The organism is Bacillus sp. PK3_68, from assembly GCF_003600835.1.
Classification (GTDB): Bacteria; Bacillota; Bacilli; order Bacillales; family Domibacillaceae; genus Pseudobacillus.
Genome location: NZ_NQYC01000001.1, coordinates 4,379,981 through 4,398,415, shown reverse-complemented (window position 1 = coordinate 4,398,415; position 18,435 = coordinate 4,379,981). Strand labels below are relative to the sequence as shown.

Genomic DNA, 18,435 nt, shown 5'->3' with positions numbered 1-18,435 from the left:
CACCCTAATTCTATTGATCCGATCAATAGCACTTAGCAACGTACAATCATACGTGTTCCTTGTAACGGTAGACGCCCGGCTAGACTTACTTTAAAATTCGGTCTAGCTTCTCAGAGAGGATCTTCACGTAACACTCGAACACTGACTTGCACCAAAATGTCAGCTCTCTGTGGATCAAGACGAAACGCTACTTTTTCTCATCAACGAATTTGTATGCTTTTATTAAAATTTATCGTAACAGATGCAAAAGAAACAGTCAAATATCTCTTATAAGAGGAATAGCCCTTTTAGGCGTCATATTTCATCAAGAAAAACGACAAATCAAATAAAAGCGACAAATCAGAATCTCTGTGTTTTATTGGTGTCTAAATCTTTTAGTTCTTGTTAAACAATCCCTCTTTTCAATTTAAGTATAAATCTTTACAAAGTTAAAGTAAAAAGCCGAAATTCACTTTGGAAAACCGGCTTCTTCTTTATATGTTAACCGTATCAAATGATAAAAACAGACTACCTGCACTATATATACATGAATATAAATGTCTTCTATTAATTAGGAATCTCTATTTTATTGTTTTTATAAATATCTTCCGTACCGGCTTCCAATGCAGTTTTGTAATATAGGCATTTATGCTCAATCAGTTTCATTGTTTTCTTCAATTCTTCCATCTGTGCTTCTGCATTAGCCTTTCTTTCCATAAACATGTCATACCTTTGTTGCAACGTGGAATCCCCTTCAGAACACCAATCAATGAAGTTTTTAATCTCCTTAATAGGCATTCCGGTGGATTTTAGACATTCCACGATTTTTAAAGCATCGATATCAGACTCCTTAAACAAGCGTGTTCCGCTAGCTGTCCGTTCTACAAAAGGCATAAGTCCCTCTTTGTCGTAATAACGCAAAGTATATACTGTCAAATTTAATTCTTTAGCCACTTCACTGATAGAATATGTCTTCAATATTACTCTCCCTTTCTTAATATCATAGACCTCGAGTTAACTCTAATATTATAAGGAGATGTTATCTTAATGTTTGCTGAATGTCAAAGTCCTATCAAAGGAAAATAAAGACTAGCTTGATTAATAGAGATGAACATATTTTCAAAAAGACATGGCTAGCTCTCAACTAAATTGATAGCTGACTTGAAATGTGTATGGTTAAGAAGCGCTTTAAAAAGTATAAATCAATCACTTGACCTAGAGTTAACTATAGGTATTAACATTGTTTTGCAAGAGAAAACTGCTGGGATAGAAATGAATGAAGAGGAGCTTGACCTGAGTGATTCATTTGCCTGATACAAGCACATTCTCTTGGAAAGTATAAATCATTAGGAGGCTTTATGAATGATCATCGCTAAAGCAAGAGCTGTTGATGGGCCAGACAAACCGTTTCGAGCAGCTGAAATTAAACGACGCGACCTTGATTTGCACGATGTTCTAATTGAAATTGAATACGCAGGAATATGCCATTCTGACATTCACACCGCTCATGGCGAGTGGGGACTAGTGAATTATCCACTCGTCCCAGGACACGAGATTGCAGGAGTTGTCACAGCAACAGGACCTAATGTTACAAAATATAAAGTCGGTGACCGGGTAGGGGTCGGATGTATGGTTGATTCCTGCGGTGAATGCGAAAACTGCCGCAAAGGAGAAGAACAATACTGTCTCAAAGGAAATATTCAAACCTACGCTGGTGTTGATAAATACGGAGAACCTACCCAAGGCGGCTATTCTACCCACATTGTCGTACAGGAAGATTTCGTTCTCAGAATTCCTGATAGCATAGAAATGGACGCTGCAGCACCATTACTTTGCGCAGGCATTACGACCTATTCTCCATTAAACCATTGGGGTGCGGGGCCCGGGAAGAAAGTGGCTGTTGTAGGTATGGGCGGCCTTGGTCATATGGCTGTCCAAATTGCACACGCTATGGGAGCTGAGGTCACTGTTCTATCGCAAACATTGAAGAAAAAGGAAGATGGTTTGCAGTTAGGAGCAGATCATTACTATGCCACAAGCGACCTAGAAACATTTGAGAAACTTGCCGGAAATTTTGACTTAATTATTAACACGGTCAGCGCAAAGATTAACCTGGATGCCTATTTAGGACTGCTCACTCTTGATGGCACGCTGGTAAACGTCGGTGCTCCTGCAGAACCGCTGTCGCTAAACGTGATAAATTTAATCGGTCATCGCCGCTCATTTGCAGGGTCGATGATCGGAGGCATCCGTGAGACTCAGGAAATGTTAGACTTCTGTGCAAAACATACTATTGCTCCTAAGATTGAAGTTATTTCAGCCGATCAAATTGACGAAGCCTACGAACGAGTATTAGCTTCTGATGTGAAGTATCGATTCGTCATTGACACGAGCACAATATGAATTTGGTTAAGGAAGCACCGGTTTTGTGAATAAAAATGGGATACCTTATTTTTCTCAATAAAGCGTCTCATTAGAGAACGACTAAGACAAGAACAATGTCAAAACAATGGAAAATCGCTAATAACACTGAGCTATTTAAAATCATTAACTCCCTCTCTATGCTCCTTCTCATGGGATGGAGCATAGAGAAAAGAGTTAAAAACTAGACGATAGAAAACTATCTGAAAATATCGCAGCAAGGATGGATAGTATAAAAGTAAATGATTTATCCTACTTTTGATGAATCCATGTGTAAGGCGGAAAGCAGTCAACTTTTAATCGTGGAATGATAAATGTTTAACAATAGTAAAAAAGGCAGGTGATTTTTAAAATGGACATGCAAGAATTTATTGACTTTTGTAAGAAAGGCCATCCAATTTCAGGTGAGGATAAAGAATTGCACGGGCTGTTAACTCAATGTAGTTATGAAGCCCAAAAGATAACGATGGCATTGAATACTTCCTATCATTCACAAGAAGAAATTGTAGAGATTTTTAGTGAGCTGACAGGTGAAAAAGTGGATTCGTCTTTTATGTGTTTTCCGCCCTTTTACACAGACTTTGGTAAAAATATTACGATTGGAAAAAACGTATTTTTTAACACAGGATGTTCCTTCCAGGACAGAGGCGGAATTGCGATTGGAGACGGTTCGCTAATAGGAATGAATGTTACGATTGCTACACTTAATCATGGATTACCCTTAGAAACAAGAAACACAACATACCCTTCCCCGGTCGTGATTGGCAAGAATGTGTGGATTGGTTCGAACGCCACCATACTACCCGGTGTGACGATTGGAAACAACTCTGTTGTCGCGGCAGGTGCAGTCGTAACGAAGGATGTCCCTGAAAATACTGTTGTTGCAGGAGTGCCTGCAACAGTGTTAAAAAAAGTGAACAATCATTTAGAATGAGTTTACGGGCTCTTTCATTTAAACAACTTTACCGTGGTATTTTTAAGTATGGCAAAGTTTTTTACATCAATAATTAAATACACAAAACCACGATCTAAAAGCAGAACGGGGTTTTGTGTATTTGAGATTTTGAAAATAAATAACTTTATTGTCACTTTACAAATCTAATTAACCCGTATATTTTTTAAGTCTCTTTTGGTTATTATTGAAAAACCTATGTGGCGATATAACCTTTGTCCTCAAAATCTCCCTCTTTTTTCGTTCTTATTTTCAAAGCATCTGCAATGTTTTTAGCTGCAGACTGCTTTTCTGCAGTCATGCCCTTCATTCTGTTAAACTCCCTATTCAGTGTAATGCTAACTATTATATCTATTTTCTTCTAGAGCTTAAAAAAGGATTCTTTAAATTCCTAAACATATGACTTCTCTCCCCTCGCTTAAACAAAAGAAACTTATTTTCCCTTTTTAACTTCATGAAGCAAATCTGGGAAGTTCGTGAACATTCCTGTCACACCCCAGTTAATTAACAGCTTCATTCTTTCTTTATCATTTACTGTATATGGATGGATTTCAAGTCCCTTATTAACGACCTTTTGTACGTATTCTTTATTTAAGTATGTATGGTTAGGGCCTACTCCAATCGCATAACCCTTAATGGCTGCTACTTCTTCATCTGTTATTACCGCATTTGTTTTATAAGATAGTAATTGAATTAGCTTCACAGATGGATCGAGCTTGTGCATAATTTCTAAGCTTTGCGGGCTAAAAGATTGAACAAGAAGTGTCTCTTTATCTATGCGATACTTATCGATGAGACGTAAGAGTTCTTTTTCCATGCCCGGGTAAATGTCCGGTGACTTTGTTTCAATATAATATTTGTTGTTTTTCCCAAATTTCCGGAAAATTTCTTCAAGAGTTGGTACTTCTAATCCTACATAATCTGGATCAGCGTATTGTGGATATTGTTCGTTAAACCAGCTTCCTGCGTCTAATTGCTTGATTTCCGCTAATGTGTAATCCTTAACAAGGCCTGTCCCATCTGTCGTCCGATCCACTTTCTCATCATGCATGGCAATTAATTGTCCATCCTTGGTCATTTGCAAGTCAATTTCAATGTAGTCCCCATGCATTTTTTCTCCTCTGTCATAGGATACTAGTGTATGTTCTGGAGCGTACCCCGACGCCCCGCGATGGGATACATTCAAAATATCCTTATGTTTCTCTTTTGCAAGGACCGTCCCTCCTCCAGTAATGACCCCGATTCCTAATACAAGAGCACCAAAAGCAGGTAACCATTTTCCTCTCAATCTCAACATCTCCTATAATTTCATTTATTTGAGTAGATTTCCTATTAAAAATAGCAATAGAATATTAATTTTTGAGAGGATTGATGTAAAAAGAATATAAAATTTTGTAAGGGTGATTGCCTACACTTCCTGGAAAGCTCTTCACCAAAATAGCAGGAGAGCTAAAACCACCTCAGCATTGACAAATAAAGGTGCAAAGACTCCTGCGGGATTAGCGGGACAGTTGAGACCCCGCAGGCTCTTTCGCGGCGAGGAGGCTCACCGCTCGCTCCACGGAAAGCGAAGCGCCTGGAATGGAAATCAACAGCCCCCATTCACAAGCAAAATAAAAAAGACTACCACAATAAGTGGTAGTCTTAACTGTCTATAAAGAATGATTTGTTCCCTATGGGAATCATTTAAGACTTCTTACGAAACATGCCCTTCATTTCAACTTGATTAATTATCTGCACTAGGCTTCACTTCACTTAAAGAATCCTTGGCTTGCTTCTTCCAGAAAAATGTAATAGCGATTCCTAGAGATAGGATCACCGTCGCAAAGTAGTAAGGGTAATTAATGTCTATATCAAATAATATCCCCCCTAGAATCGGACCGCTAATGTTCGCTAAACTTGTAAACATAGAGTTCATCCCCCAACGAAGCCTTGTTCGTTCCCGGCGACAGTGGAAAGGTATGACGTAACTGCTGGCCGGAATAGGTCAAACCCTACAAAAACAATAAATGTAACAAGCAAAATGGAGAAATATGAATGGGCAACAGTCATTAAAAAGACAAGCAAGGCCGACAATATCAAGCTATATCGGATCAATTTAATTTCGCCCCAAATTCGTGTAAGCTTATCAAATAGAATGACCTGTGAAACTGCACCGAAAATCGCCCCACCTGTAATAACAATCGCTATATCAGATGGTTTAAATTGAAATTTATGATCCACAAATAGACTAAAGAACGATTCAAAAGCGGCTAAACCAAATGAGGCAATAAAAATTAAAATAAACGCAAGGAAATATTTTGGGGCCATAATACGCTTGAAGCCAGCTTTGCCATCCGAGGCTTGTTCATTATGCTCTTCATTACGGTCCGGCTCAGATAGTAAAATAATGGAGAGTATAGCCGCAATTACACCAAGGGCTCCTGCAAAGAAGAAAGGTATGCGTGTTCCAAACTCCGCCAAGAACCCGCCAATACCTGGACCAATAATAAATCCTGTGCTGATCGCAGCTGACATATAACCTAGTGCTTTCGCGCGGGTATCTAAAGTTGTAATATCCGCAATGAAAGCTGTGACAGCCGGCATAATGAACGCCGCACTAATACCGCCCAAAATACGAGAAATAAATAAGATTTTAATCTCCGTACCGATACCAAATAAAAACTCTGAAATCCCGAAAATAAACAAGCCAGTTACAATCATAATTTTTCTGCCGAATTTATCTGCCGCTTTTCCTGCAAATGGGGAAACAATCAATTGAGCAATGGCAAACGTTGCTGTTAAATAGCCAACCGTTGCTCCAGTAATGCCCAATTCATTCATCAGTGTAGGTAATACTGGAATGACAAGACCAATTCCCAAAAAAGCTATGAATAAGTTCATTAATAATAATCCTAAGGTGACTTTATGAGTCCTCATCTTTTACATTCTCCTTAACAAACTAATTACCGTCATTACAAACTAATTTGTATGGTTTTTCATCTTTTACAATTTCCATTTTAGTGTATATAGTAACTATATAGTCAAGAACGGAGCTGTAAAAAATGAATAAAAAAAACGGAAAATATTTAACTACAGGGGAATTCGCGAAGCTTTGCAAGGTAAACAAACAGACACTCCTTTATTACGATCAAATCGGGCTTTTCTCCCCAGAATATAAGAACAAAAAAGGTTATCGTTATTATTCAATTCGCCAGATAGAACTATTTTCTGTTATCGATTTATTAAAGGATCTCGGTATGTCGCTAAGTGATATTCAACAATATACGCAAAATAAATCACCTGAAAGCTTTTTGTCCATCATGTATCAAAAAAAGGCAGAGATTGAGAAAAAACGTCAGGAAATCGAAATAAAGGAAAAAATTATTGACACAAAAATAGCCTTAATGGAGGAAGCATTGCATCTGGATTTTCATCAAGTCAAACTTGAACAATTGCCAGAAGCCACGCTTTATTTAAGTAGAAATATTGAAAATATAAACAATGAGGAATTTGTAGAGGTCTTTTCGGATTTTATTAATGAATTGGACGTATTACAACTTGATACGGGTTATCCAATAGGTGTAATAACGAAACGAGAGCAAGTATTAAAGGGAGAATTCACTAATTATAGCTATTTATATATCGAGCAGCCAAATCCGAAGGAAGGACATCTGTATTTTAAAAGTGTAAAGGGTGAGTTTCTCAGCGGATATCATATAGGAGATGAGAAAACAATACATAAAACATATAAGCGACTTTTCTTGGAGATGGATCGTTTAAATTTAGCCTTAGGTGATTATGTTTTTGAAGAATATATTTACGATACAGTTGTCATGAACCATAAGGAACATTATGTCACTAAAATCATGATACAAGTCAATCAAATAAAGAGTTAATTTTGCATAGATGAGCTTGGGAAAACTTAACCTAAGCTTTTTTATTTTGACATTAAGCCCCCCTGTTAAACGGTCCTTTAGCTTAATTATATTTCTTCGCAATCTTGATACAGTATACTTTATTGAAATCTATATTACACGTAGATTTTATACGCATAATCGAGTAACTAAAAATATTAGGAAAGTCCCTTCCTCCTCTTTCTTCATCCAACCATTGTTCACTTACTATATAAGATAGTTTAATATGAAGGCTCTATTAAGTTTCGTTGTTGGTTTTTGTGCAAAGCCAAAAAGGGGTACTCCCCCTTTTGATTACTTCTCGTTAACATAACGCTACCTGCTGTAAGTGTTGATTCCTTTCCAAGGACATTTATAGTTTCCGAATTCTATACTAGAATCAGGTGCATCCGCCTCCCCTATTGTCGGCTGGTTTTCAATGGGTGGATGTTTTTTACACTGATTCCAGTTTCTGTCACAGTCTCTTTTTCGCAATTTAAGAATAAAACAAGTCCAACGATAGCCGCGAAAAGAATCAACGTAGCAACCACGATCTTTTTATTGTTTTTCACAGAGCACTTCAAATTGTTTTTATTTTAACTTCTTATTTGGATATCATGCATTATGTACTCAGCGTCATCTCCCACTCCCTGAAGGAGCGCAGACCCCCGACGATGCTGCCAGGGCAAGCCTAAAAAGTAAAGACCAGGTATACTTGTCTTCCCTCTATGATGAATAGGCTTTCCTTTATCATTAAACCCATCTTTAATATCAAGCCAGCTATAATCCGATATAAAACCCGTAGCCCAAATAATATTTTGTGCTTCAAGGGCAGATTGATCTTTGAATTGCAGGATGGTTTCATTGCCATGAACCGTTCGCTCCTTAAGGGTGATACGTCCGTTTCCAATTGCTTCTTTTAATTCAGAACCAAAAATCGTGTCCCCCATTGCCTGTACTCTTCGAGCAATCCAAGAATTATGGGAAGCTTTCAATATACCAATCTTATCTAACCACCAAAAAATGCTTTTGTTTCCTATTTTCAACGGCAAAAATCTCATCTTTTGACTGATCGAAAGATAGGTTTCCCTCTCTTTCGAAAGTTCCACTGCTATTTGAGCACCACTATTTCCACCCCCAACGACCAGCACAGTCCCCTTTTGAAGATCAGCTGGGTTTTTATATTGAGAAGAATGGAGCTGAATAATGTCCACCGATAGATTCTTCGCAAAGTCAGGGATCCTTGGTTTCTGGAAAGGCCCCGTTGCAACGACCACATTTGTTGCCTTGAATTCCTCACGATTGGTTTTAATGGAAAAATGGTTATTTTCCTTCCGTACATGCTCTACTTCTGTGTTCAACTGAATAGGCAAATCAAAAACACTTGCATAGGTGTTCAGGTACCTTGCTACCTCATCTTTCGAAGGAAAACCTTGTGATTCACCCTCCATTCTCAAACCCGGCAAAGAGCTGTATCCCCTTGGTGTGAATAAGACTAAAGAGTCGTATCTCTTGCTCCACTCTTCCCCCACCTTTTGGGCTCTATCCAAAATGATAAAAGGTTGTTTCAGTTGTTTTAAATAATAACCCATGGCTAATCCTGCTTGTCCGGCCCCTATTACGACTGTATGGTACATATTATCTCACCCTTAACAAATATTAGATGAAGCATTTATCTGTATACTATTTGGTTCTATGGTTTAACTAGCCAACATGACTCGAACTAAAAGGTATGTAGAATTACATGTTAATCGTTGACTATTTGTCCAACGACTTGAATAAGAATAAACTATCTTTTTTAATAGGAGGCAACTATGAGTACAGCTAATTATTTACTTAGTTGTTATATTTTTTTGGGAACTAGCTTTGGAGCGCTTGTTGCTTTGTTCCTTTATAAATTTGCCAGAATAAAAGTACAGCATTTGTATCTTCTCTGTGGAGGAGTATTAGTAGGATTGATTATGTTAGAGCTGGTTCCACATTCTGTTACAGAATTTGGTTTAATTAGTATTGTGCTTGGTACTTCATTAGGCATACTGCTATGCATCTGTCTTCACAATTTTTTCGATCAATTGCCTTCTTTTCGTTACAGATCGGTAGTATTCTTAGTTACTGCAATCACTGTTCATAATATTCCGACTGGCTTAGCTATAGGTTCAACTCTGGATAATCAACTACTGTCTTCATCTTTCGTAACAGCTATTTTGCTGCATCAAGTACCAGAAGGGTTAGCGATTATGGTCTCCTTATTAAATTCAAGAAGACAGCAATTTAATTTTTCCCTCTTTCTTTCCATTTGTTTAATCCTATCTGGCTTTTTTCTTTTATTCTCGATTATGGGCAGCTTTTTAGATCTGACACTCAAATTGAATGGGCTTATTTTGGGCATTTCTATAGGTTTTTTAAGTTTTACCGCTGTTTGGGAATTTATTATCGCTACTTACAAAAAGGTACACTTCTTCGCTTCTTTTTTTCTATTATTGCTGGGTATCGGTATTATTTACTTATTCAGTCACCATATTTAAGTGTTGAAGTGCAGTATTCTTGTGATCATTCTTTTAATAAATACTCAATATTAATGCCCAGTACATGGAAATAACCATGACAGCCAGCTTTTTTTATCTTTTGAAAACCAGCCGACAACTAACAACACATCTGTCCAACTACTGGCGGTAAGAAAATGAATAGAGTGAGAACTAAAGCAGGCCGCTTTAGTTAAAGATGCAAAATGTCCTGCCCAGTTCCATGTATGATAGAGGGGAATCCTATCCCTTCTATCTAGTTTTTAAGCTGAAGCAACCTCATGCTGTTTAAAATGACTAGTATAGCTGCACCTGTATCACTCATCACAGCCATCCATAACGTAAGATCACCGGTGAAAATTAAGATAAGCGCAGCGAGCTTTGTCAGTAAAGAAAACCATATATTTTGTTTGATAATGTTCAAAGCTTTTCGGCTTAACTTCACGGTATGAGGAAGTTTTTCTAAATTATCAGCCATGAGCACAATATCTGCTGTTTCCATTGCTGTGTCTGTTCCAGCTCCCCCCATAGCAATCCCTAGATCAGCTGTCGCTAACGCCGGGGCATCATTAATGCCATCGCCAACCATTGCTACGATTTTCCCTTCATTTTGAAGCTGCTTAACGGCGTTAACTTTGTCCTCGGGCATTAATTCAGCAAAGAAACGATCTATCCCCGCTTGAGAACTGATTTTTTTGGCGGTTCCTTCATTGTCACCCGTCAGCATGACAACTTGTTCCACCCCTACACTCTTAATACCTTTTAATGCTTTTGCTGTAGAATTCCGAATGGTATCAGCGACTGCAATCATTCCAAGGACTTTCGAATGTGTGCCTATAATTACTAATGTATTCCCCTCATCCTGCAAAGATTGAATCCGACTTTCCATGTCTCCTAATGAGACGCTCAGTTCTCGGAATAATTTCGGATTTCCGGCAAAATGGTCGATTCCATTAATATTTGCTTTCGCCCCTTTTCCTGCAATCGCCGTGAAACCTTCCCCCGATAAAGCAGAAACTCCTCGCTCTGAAGCATATATCACAATAGCTGAAGCGATAGGATGCTGAGAGTGTTCTTCAATCGTTCGGGCGATGGCAAGCAGTTCCTCTTCTGTTCCATTTACTACGTGTAGACTGGAGACCTGCGGTTTCCCTTCCGTCAGGGTTCCTGTCTTATCAAACGCAATAGCATTTAAAGCTCCTGCCGTTTCCAAAAACGTGCCGCCTTTAATTAGAATGCCATTCTTTGCTGCATTGCCTATGGCTGACACAATCGCCACTGGTGTTGAGATAACAAGTGCACAAGGACAGGCAACCACTAAAAGTTCAAGTCCCTTATAGAACCACTCTCCCCATGAGCCCCAGCCAAGCAAAGGAGGAATAGCCATGAGAATGATCGCCAGCATAAAAACAACCGGTGTATAGATTTTCGCAAAACGATCAATAAATGCCTCAGTCGGCGCTTTTTGTTCCTGGGCCTCTTCTACAAGATGGATAATTCGTGCGATGGCTGTATCTTTGACAAGCTTCGTAACTTTGACTTCTAACGATCCACTTTCATTGACAGTCCCAGCATAGACAACATCCTGTATGTTTTTGTCCACGGGAAGGGACTCTCCCGTTATCGGTGCCTGATTGACAGTAGAAGCCCCTGCAATGACCTCTCCATCCAAAGGAATTTTCTCGCCGGGCTTAATGACAACGATGTCACCGATTCGAATGGTTTCTACCGGTTTGCGAGACAGACTTTGGCCTACTTTAATCCAGGCTTCTTGCGGAGCTAAATTCATTAGTCCACGAATAGACTCTCTTGTTCGTTCAATTGATTTATTTTGCAGAGCGGCACCTACAGCAAATAACCAGACAACGGTTGCCCCTTCAAACCATTCGCCAATCAATGCAGCTCCAATGGCTGCCGATATCATTAAAACATTCATGTCTAATGATCTGCTTTTGATTGCATAGTAAGCGCTTCTTGCAGGCTTGTATCCACCAATAAGAATCGATAGCCCATACAATACCGTAATAAGCGATGGAGTCACTCCGTTAAATGACCCCAAAAATCCGAGGGCTAACAGAATACCAGAAATGGTTGTGGTAGATGCCCCTTTTTTATGGATAGGAACTTCATTCTTTCTGCCTGCAGATAATACCGCTTCAAATCCAGCATTTGCTACTTCTTTTGCAATAGCTTCCACACTTAAGTCATGTGTGATCTGCATTTTCCCTGTAGAAAAATTGATTCTGACTTCTTCAACGGTTGGAACATTTCTCATATGCTTTTCAAGGGTAACAGCGCATGCTCCGCAGTCCATTCCCTCAATCGTAAATGTTTCGCTCTTCCCGTTTCGGGCCAGTGATTCAGCATTAAATCCTAGTTTTTCAATAAGAGAGGGTGAAATAACTTCATCTGCCGTCACTTGCATTTTGGCTGTACTGTAATTCACTTGAATCGCTTTTATACCAGGCATCTTAACCAGACTTTTTTCAATAGTGGCTGCGCATGCCGGACAATCCATGCCTTGTATACGATATTCAAGCAAGTTGACAGGTTCATCCACTCTTCTTTGTGGCTGTGATTCTGTTTTAGTCACTGCACATGACGTATCACCTGCACAACAAGAACTCGTCTCTTCGCTGCCAGTTGCTGAAGGAACTGGCGTCTCAGAACACGAGCTGCTTGCACAGCAAGAGTCTTCTGCCTGTTTTTTCGAAGATTCAATCGGAATTAGTGGAATTTGTATACTTTTTGTTGAAGGAGCTTCATCTATATTTGACTGGGCCTTAGTGTTGCAACAAGAGCTTTTCAGTTCACTCTCTGTTTTATGGTTTTTATCCCCTGAATAAGCTTGCTCTTTCGAACAAGAATCACTAGCACAACAAGAATCTCTCTTGGGAGTATCAGACATTTTCCTCCACCTTCTCTTCTGGTAAAAGCTGCTTGTTTATTTCACAGCAGGCTACGTCTTGTTCTACTTGATTCAACACAATGTCAAACATAGAAAGCAGCTGCCTTGTTTCTTCGTTTCGAATGCTATAATAAACACTTCTTCCATCCTGTCGGCTAGTGATAATTCCGCATCCCTTTAAGCATGATAAATGCTGAGAAATATTGGACTGGTTTCCATTGATCTCTCGCACAATTTGTGAAACGTTTTTTTCCTTCTCCATAATACAATCCAATATTTGCAGCCGCGTTTTATCAGCAAATCCTCGAAGGAATTTGGTCTTCACATCATAATTACAACTCATATCGAAGCCTCCTAAAGTATTAGTCCATACTAATATATTCAATATTATCACATTAGTATGGACTAATATATAAGTCAATATAAGTTCTGTTTCGAAAAATTTTCATAGAAGATGTAACTTACTCAGCCTTTTTGTATACATTCCTCCTATTGTTAGAAGACCTCTGCTTCATCATCTTCAGTGTCAAATTCAATCAACCTGCACATTCTTTACCTTTCTTTCATTTATTCTTGATTCTATATTCACCCAAGATTAAGACAAGCTGTATTTAATAAAAATGCACATAACAACTCGCTGATGGAGCTGATTATGTGCATTAGATTATTTATGTACACGATTAAAATATTAAACGAAAGCCCTCATCAGCTGAAGAAGGACTTTTTATCTTTTATGTTACTCTTTTTTGAGGTTTATTAGTTGCAGGAATTGTATTCTTTCAACCAAAAACTAATTGCTGGGCAGTTGGATGGCGCGCCAACCGCTTATGTCGCATTGGCCATACTCATTATCACCGACAGCCACCACCGTACCGTCCGATTGAAGACCAACGGTATGACGGCGACCCGCCGCTATGGTATCTTTAGGCCACCGTTTCACCTTTAACACCGCTTCTTTCGGTGCAATATAATCCATGTTTTACCTCCTTGAAAGCAAGTCCTATTTTATTATTGTATCACTTCTGCTTGGCATACTAACCTGCGTCATCGGCTTAAGTATATTTCTTGACAAGCTTTATTTAATAAATTTCATTAAACGCTGCATTCCTCGCAAAATTTAGCGTGTACGCATACTTGAGCAGCTAAACGATACGGGAGTAAAGAGAAAATAAAGTTATTTAATTCTAATTGCACTAACGCATCCGTTCGTTCTAGGAGGCTCAGCCATCGCGCTCAATTATGGAAGATCAATTACATCTGCCACATGGAGGATAAGCCTCTATTGGCTGAATAAGCAGCTTCCCAGTTAATAAAGCTTCTTCCGAAATTTTTTCACATCAACCTATATAAAGATACGAGCAATATAGAGAAAAACTTAGAAATCATGAGATTAACCCCTTTGATGCTCGCTTACATTCGCTTAAATCACCAATAATTGTAGTTTTTCCAAGGTATATTGACTTTGTAAAAAGATAACAAATAAGAGATAATAAAGATGCAATAATGAATGACAGTCATTCACATATTGAGGAGGTAATTTTATATGTTGAAATTATGGAAATCTGTTATCGAGTCGTTAGAAATGTTGGATAAGGCTTATCAAGCAGGTGAAAGGAATCGCGAACTTACTTTTGTAGAAATGTTCAAAACAATAGCATCCAAATAAATAGAGAGGTGATTTGATGTATGTAGATTGCCAAGTATGAACCCCTGTTCGTTTTCCAGACGGAATGATCAGGGGATCTTTTTATTTGATAATGTCTACTAGGCCATCATTGTTTTAGCCGTTTTATACACGAGAGATCATCGACTCATTAAGGGATAGTGTCAGAAAAATGCGCGGTTACAACGGTAAGAAAATTCGAATAGTAAAAAACCTAATTTTTTGCGTTCAATTGGAGAATACGACTTTTGGGTTGCCCCATAAAAACACCCTACAACTGAATAAAGCTGGATGTACAATTTAGAGAAACTGTACATCCAGCTTTATCTCGAAAAATATTGTTCACTCAGCGGCTTAGTAAACTTTCTTTTTTCAAAGATCTTTAAAATTTAATTTCAATCTCTGTTCCATGATCAATCTCACTGCTAGCCACAAGCTCTCCATTATGCTCTTCAATAATATCTTTTGAAATGGCCATTCCCAGTCCGGAACCTTTATGCGCTTCCCCCGTATTTGTTCCTCGATAATAACGGTCAAAGATTCTATCGAGTTCTTCTTTCTTTATGCCTTTTCCATTATCCATTATTTTTATATATATTTGTTCATCTTTTTCAACACACACATCTATTTTCACATTTTCGTCATTATGAACAATCGCATTATAAATTAAATTATTAATAGCTCTTCGAAACAATATTTCATCAACTTCCATTGGAATATTCTCTTGATTTACATGAAAGGTAATCTGGCGATTAGAATATTTAGGATCATTTAATATATCAATCACAATATGTCTTAATAAAGCGACAATGTTAACTGTTTTTTTATTTAAAGTCAGTGCTTTATTTTTCAATCTTGTCGATATATTAAGATCATCTATTACCTCTTTTATATACAACGACTTTTGTTCAATAATTTCGGCGTATTCTCTTATTTCCGGTAAAGTAGGGGTATAGTCTTGGTCTTTTATTAATTCTGCATATCCTTGTATGGAGGCTAGTGGTGTTTTTATATCATGTGAAATGTTTCCTATCCACTCTTCCTTCATAACTTCCAATTTCTTCCTTTCTTTTTCATTGGCTGTTAGTTGATTTGATAAAAAATTGACATTATGAAAGACATCTTTATAAACCCCTTTAGGTTCATAATTGACATTATAATCTTTATTAGCCAATTTTTTGATTCCGTTGATGAGTGCTTGTAAAGGCTTCGTTAGACGTTTACTAAAAAGGTATCCAATCAATAAGGCGATTAAAATATCTATTATAAAAACGATACCGCCAATTTTAACTACTTGAAATATGTCACGATTGTCATATGAAATAAAATAGCGATTAAAGCTGGGATTCTCTATTCCAATAAAATAACTATAACGATTGGTTCCTTTCTTTTTCTCACTAACAAATACTGTAGTGTTTGCATCAATCTCTTTGTACTTATATGTTTGAATGATTTCTGCCGGCGTATATTTCTCCTTTATCCCTGTTGGCGTTCTATAGCTATGAATCACTTTACCATTCTCGTCTAAGATCTGGATCCATGCGTTTTTTTCAACCAGCTCCTTTTTTCCTGATTCAGTAATAGATAGATGATGATTTTCTATATTTATTTTATCTTGAAATTGTCTTGCAAATTGCTCGGGTGTTGTTTCTTCTCCTTGAAATATTGGTAAATTAAAAACAGACTGTGCCATTATTAAAGAAAGCATAATAAAAGTGTTTATGAAAACAACTAGAATAACGACTAAAACGATGGAAAGTATATACCTGCCAGTCAGCTTCCATTTCATGACCTATTCATCCTCAACAGTGAATTTATAGCCCAGGCCTTTTACAGTAATTAAAAATTTAGGGTCAGAGGGATCTATTTCTATTTTTTCTCTTAATCGCCGGATATGTACCATTACCGTATTATCAGAGCCAAAATAGTTCTCACCCCAGACGGTGTCGTAAAGCCTTTCTTTGCTAATCACCTTATTCGTATTTTGGAGGAAATACTTCATTAAACCGAGTTCTTTCGGCTTTAATTCAATCATTTTCCCATTTTTTAACACCTCTGCTTTTTGTTCGTTTAATTTAAATGGACCAGCTATTATAACAGGCGCTATCTGGTTATCCGTTTGCGTATAGTCCGCTCTTCGCAACTGCGCTTTTACTCGATACGCAACTTCTTTAGGACTAAATGGCTTCGTTATATAATCATCGCCACCTATAGCAAAGCCCACGATCTTATCAAGCTCCTCCGTTTTTGCTGATATAAATAAAATCGGCACATTCGAGATAGTTCTCATTTGTTTACATACATCATACCCTTCGCCATCCGGCAACATAATATCTAATAAAACAAGATCTGGTTGTGTTTGTTGGAATTGAGCGAAGCCTTCTTTAGCAGTGGTAGATGTTACAACTTTTTCAATTCCTTCTTTTATTAGAACCGTTTTAATAATTCTTAAAATGTCTTCCTCATCATCAATGATTAATACTGTTTTGTTTAGTGTCATTCATTACTACCTCCATACCTTCAGTACTTTCATTATAAAGCAAATAAATCTAATGCCATAATAGGCTTATCATTCCATGTACACCAAAAAGAATCCTTATGATTAAGGATTCTTCTGAACTTGATTTCGGTAAAATATTACTTTAACATTTTGGCAGCTTTTTTAGGTAATTCTTTAGCAGGTATTTCCTGATAAGATGTAACTCCTTTTCCACTTTTCGTATACAGAAGTAAGTAGGCTTTTTCCCGTAGTTGCTTTTCGGAAGTAAATGTTAATGTTTTTTTGTCACCATCTTGATCATAAGCAGGTAATTCATATTCATATCTTACATAAACCACTCCATTGCTTCCTTTATCCTCCATTTTACTTCCTTCTCCATTTATTTGTGTGTAATATTTATCTGTTCCTATTCGATTAAAATTTACATTTTGCATAAAAATCAAAGCACCAACGATAATCACTATCCCTATTCCAACAGCTAAGATTAATTTTTTCATGGTTCTACTCCTCGTTTATTTTATTTAGTCACAATTTTGTAGTAGGTTCGTACTGTTAATAAGTAATAAATTAGGTAAATGAAAATATATACACCGATACAGATTAATACAGGAATAACCAAGTTTGTTTGCATTAACCTTGATAAAGCAGTTAATGCTATAGCACTGTGTGCTATTCCTGCTAATAATGGCAGAGCAAAAATATAGAATACCTGTTTAGCAATTGAATTTCTGATCTCTTCTTTGTTTACGCCGATTTTGTGGAGAACCATATAACGCTCTTTATCAGAATTTGCCTCTGTTAACTGTTTAAAGTAAATGATGCTCCCTGTTGCAGCAAGAAAGACTAAACCTAAGAAAGCACCGATAAAGATCATTAACCCTGTTGTCTCCATCCCAACAGCATAATCATTGTAAAAACTTGAGAAACCTGCACCTTCAGGAAGAATAGATTGAATCTCTTCATTTAATACTTTTGAACTCTCTTCATTGGAAAATTTATAGGCTTCCATGTTTACAGGGTCTGTTTTTTTCTCTAATTGGGAGAATAATTGATTGCTTGTCACCACAGTAACATTTGCAGTTTGAAGATTAAGGACATTATATTTCATCAGCTTTTTAAACGTAAGATCTTCTGCAAGGTCTCCTACATGTAAAGGAATGCTTGAACCTATATATTCTGGTGATAACCCTTCATAGTATCCTGCATCTAGTACAGCTGCCTCGTTTCCTTTCAGTGAAAGATGGACTTTTCTTCCCTGAAGGTTTGCCATGTCATTAAAAGTATTATTTGAGATAATGGTATAAATCGTTTTAACTTCACCCATTTTGCTATTTAAACTAGAAGTATCTACCTCAATTTGTAAGGTGGGAATAATTTTATGATAGATGACACTATGGTCCTTTTCTTGCAATATTCTATCGTTCACCTTATTTGTTATATGCTCATCATTGTTTATGAACATCATGCTATTTGGATTTGCTAACTTAGCATTCCCTTTATTGTTATAATACAAGCTATAGGAAGCCCCAACAGCAGTTAATGTGGTAGCACTGAGAATGGCAATGATCGTTAATATGCGTGCATTCCCTTTCATGCGATACAGAAGTTGGGATGT

At 37.5% G+C, this 18,435-nt stretch carries 14 protein-coding genes, 2 pseudogenes and 1 other annotated feature (1 of these 17 running past the window's edge); of the genes and pseudogenes, 5 read left to right on the top strand and 11 right to left on the bottom strand.

The features are described 5' to 3' along the window. Window positions 1-213: a binding site (T-box leader), on the bottom strand; it reaches 26 nt to the left of the window's first position. A 333-nt stretch (window positions 214-546) separates the two neighbouring features. Beyond that, window positions 547-957: a MerR family transcriptional regulator gene (locus CJ483_RS21935; protein ID WP_120037606.1), complete on the bottom strand. Its 411-nt coding sequence runs from the start codon at window positions 955-957 to the stop codon at window positions 547-549. A gap of 384 nt (window positions 958-1,341) precedes the next feature. On the opposite strand from CJ483_RS21935, the gene CJ483_RS21930 reads away from it, so the two are divergent. Together CJ483_RS21930 and CJ483_RS21925 are read left to right on the top strand one after the other, a co-directional pair. After that, window positions 1,342-2,382, top strand: a complete 1,041-nt coding sequence (locus tag CJ483_RS21930) for an NAD(P)-dependent alcohol dehydrogenase (protein WP_120037604.1) — start codon at window positions 1,342-1,344, stop codon at window positions 2,380-2,382. 370 nt (window positions 2,383-2,752) lie between these two features. Next, window positions 2,753-3,334, top strand: coding sequence for a sugar O-acetyltransferase (locus CJ483_RS21925; RefSeq protein WP_120037602.1), 582 nt, complete (start codon window positions 2,753-2,755; stop codon window positions 3,332-3,334). A gap of 451 nt (window positions 3,335-3,785) precedes the next feature. On the opposite strand, the gene CJ483_RS21920 is transcribed toward CJ483_RS21925, so the two are convergent. Together CJ483_RS21920 and norA are read right to left on the bottom strand one after the other, a co-directional pair. After that, window positions 3,786-4,649, bottom strand: coding sequence for a glycerophosphodiester phosphodiesterase (locus CJ483_RS21920; protein WP_120037600.1), 864 nt, complete (start codon window positions 4,647-4,649; stop codon window positions 3,786-3,788). Window positions 4,650-5,078: 429 nt separating this feature from the next. Continuing rightward, window positions 5,079-6,271 (bottom strand): annotated as a pseudogene (norA, locus tag CJ483_RS21910) (multidrug efflux MFS transporter NorA). Window positions 6,272-6,396: 125 nt separating this feature from the next. Here norA and CJ483_RS21905 point away from each other — a divergent pair. Further along, window positions 6,397-7,230 (top strand): MerR family transcriptional regulator, encoded by an 834-nt coding sequence (locus tag CJ483_RS21905; RefSeq protein WP_120037596.1) that lies wholly within the window; start codon window positions 6,397-6,399, stop codon window positions 7,228-7,230. A gap of 593 nt (window positions 7,231-7,823) precedes the next feature. Here CJ483_RS21905 and CJ483_RS21900 read toward each other — a convergent pair. Next, complete coding sequence (locus CJ483_RS21900; protein WP_120037594.1) at window positions 7,824-8,864, bottom strand: flavin-containing monooxygenase; 1,041 nt, start codon at window positions 8,862-8,864, stop codon at window positions 7,824-7,826. Window positions 8,865-9,041: 177 nt separating this feature from the next. Between CJ483_RS21900 and CJ483_RS21895 the strand changes: the two genes are divergently transcribed. Next, window positions 9,042-9,752 carry a ZIP family metal transporter gene (locus CJ483_RS21895; protein ID WP_120037592.1) on the top strand — a complete coding sequence of 237 codons (711 nt, stop codon included), beginning with the start codon at window positions 9,042-9,044 and terminating at the stop codon, window positions 9,750-9,752. Between the two features lie 253 nt (window positions 9,753-10,005). Here CJ483_RS21895 and CJ483_RS21890 read toward each other — a convergent pair whose 3' ends face one another. The 3 genes and pseudogenes from CJ483_RS21890 to CJ483_RS21880 all read right to left on the bottom strand — a co-directional run. Further along, a complete protein-coding gene (locus CJ483_RS21890) occupies window positions 10,006-12,657 on the bottom strand; it encodes a heavy metal translocating P-type ATPase (RefSeq protein ID WP_120037590.1) in 2,652 nt (883 codons plus the stop codon). Beyond that, window positions 12,650-13,000, bottom strand: coding sequence for an ArsR/SmtB family transcription factor (locus tag CJ483_RS21885; protein WP_120037588.1), 351 nt, complete (start codon window positions 12,998-13,000; stop codon window positions 12,650-12,652). Before CJ483_RS21885 ends, CJ483_RS21890 begins: the two co-directional genes overlap by 8 nt. A 465-nt stretch (window positions 13,001-13,465) precedes the next feature. Beyond that, window positions 13,466-13,633 (bottom strand): annotated as a pseudogene (locus tag CJ483_RS21880) (RCC1-like domain-containing protein); the annotation flags it as partial. 567 nt (window positions 13,634-14,200) lie between these two features. Here CJ483_RS21880 and CJ483_RS25225 point away from each other — a divergent pair. Continuing rightward, the gene (locus tag CJ483_RS25225; protein WP_259455748.1) at window positions 14,201-14,323 is read left to right on the top strand and encodes a hypothetical protein; all 123 of its coding nucleotides are present in this window, start codon (window positions 14,201-14,203) and stop codon (window positions 14,321-14,323) included. Between the two features lie 379 nt (window positions 14,324-14,702). On the opposite strand, the gene CJ483_RS21875 is transcribed toward CJ483_RS25225, so the two are convergent. The 4 genes from CJ483_RS21875 to CJ483_RS25555 all read right to left on the bottom strand — a co-directional run bounded on the left by CJ483_RS21875 (window position 14,703) and on the right by CJ483_RS25555 (window position 18,414). Beyond that, on the bottom strand, window positions 14,703-16,109 hold the full coding sequence (locus tag CJ483_RS21875) for a sensor histidine kinase (protein WP_120037586.1): 1,407 nt from the start codon (window positions 16,107-16,109) through the stop codon (window positions 14,703-14,705). 3 nt (window positions 16,110-16,112) lie between these two features. Next, window positions 16,113-16,820, bottom strand: coding sequence for a response regulator transcription factor (locus CJ483_RS21870; RefSeq protein WP_120037584.1), 708 nt, complete (start codon window positions 16,818-16,820; stop codon window positions 16,113-16,115). Between the two features lie 137 nt (window positions 16,821-16,957). Beyond that, entirely contained in the window at window positions 16,958-17,317 is a 360-nt protein-coding gene (locus CJ483_RS21865; protein WP_120037582.1) for a YxeA family protein, read from the bottom strand. 20 nt (window positions 17,318-17,337) lie between these two features. Continuing rightward, window positions 17,338-18,414, bottom strand: coding sequence for an FtsX-like permease family protein (locus CJ483_RS25555; protein ID WP_342754489.1), 1,077 nt, complete (start codon window positions 18,412-18,414; stop codon window positions 17,338-17,340). Window positions 18,415-18,435 lie beyond the last annotated feature (21 nt).

Excerpts from the sequence above, each read along its gene's own strand:
- CJ483_RS21930 (WP_120037604.1), top strand. The coding sequence starts at position 1,342 with ATGATCATCGCTAAAGCAAGAGCTGTTGATGGGCCAGACAAACCGTTT.
- CJ483_RS21925 (WP_120037602.1), top strand. The coding sequence starts at position 2,753 with ATGGACATGCAAGAATTTATTGACTTTTGTAAGAAAGGCCATCCAATT.
- CJ483_RS21920 (WP_120037600.1), bottom strand. The coding sequence starts at position 4,649 with ATGTTGAGATTGAGAGGAAAATGGTTACCTGCTTTTGGTGCTCTTGTA.
- CJ483_RS21905 (WP_120037596.1), top strand. The coding sequence starts at position 6,397 with ATGAATAAAAAAAACGGAAAATATTTAACTACAGGGGAATTCGCGAAG.
- CJ483_RS21900 (WP_120037594.1), bottom strand. The coding sequence starts at position 8,864 with ATGTACCATACAGTCGTAATAGGGGCCGGACAAGCAGGATTAGCCATG.
- CJ483_RS21895 (WP_120037592.1), top strand. The coding sequence starts at position 9,042 with ATGAGTACAGCTAATTATTTACTTAGTTGTTATATTTTTTTGGGAACT.
- CJ483_RS21890 (WP_120037590.1), bottom strand. The coding sequence starts at position 12,657 with ATGTCTGATACTCCCAAGAGAGATTCTTGTTGTGCTAGTGATTCTTGT.
- CJ483_RS21885 (WP_120037588.1), bottom strand. The coding sequence starts at position 13,000 with ATGAGTTGTAATTATGATGTGAAGACCAAATTCCTTCGAGGATTTGCT.
- CJ483_RS25225 (WP_259455748.1), top strand. The coding sequence starts at position 14,201 with ATGTTGAAATTATGGAAATCTGTTATCGAGTCGTTAGAAATGTTGGAT.
- CJ483_RS21875 (WP_120037586.1), bottom strand. The coding sequence starts at position 16,109 with ATGAAATGGAAGCTGACTGGCAGGTATATACTTTCCATCGTTTTAGTC.
- CJ483_RS21870 (WP_120037584.1), bottom strand. The coding sequence starts at position 16,820 with ATGACACTAAACAAAACAGTATTAATCATTGATGATGAGGAAGACATT.
- CJ483_RS21865 (WP_120037582.1), bottom strand. The coding sequence starts at position 17,317 with ATGAAAAAATTAATCTTAGCTGTTGGAATAGGGATAGTGATTATCGTT.
- CJ483_RS25555 (WP_342754489.1), bottom strand. The coding sequence starts at position 18,414 with ATGAAAGGGAATGCACGCATATTAACGATCATTGCCATTCTCAGTGCT.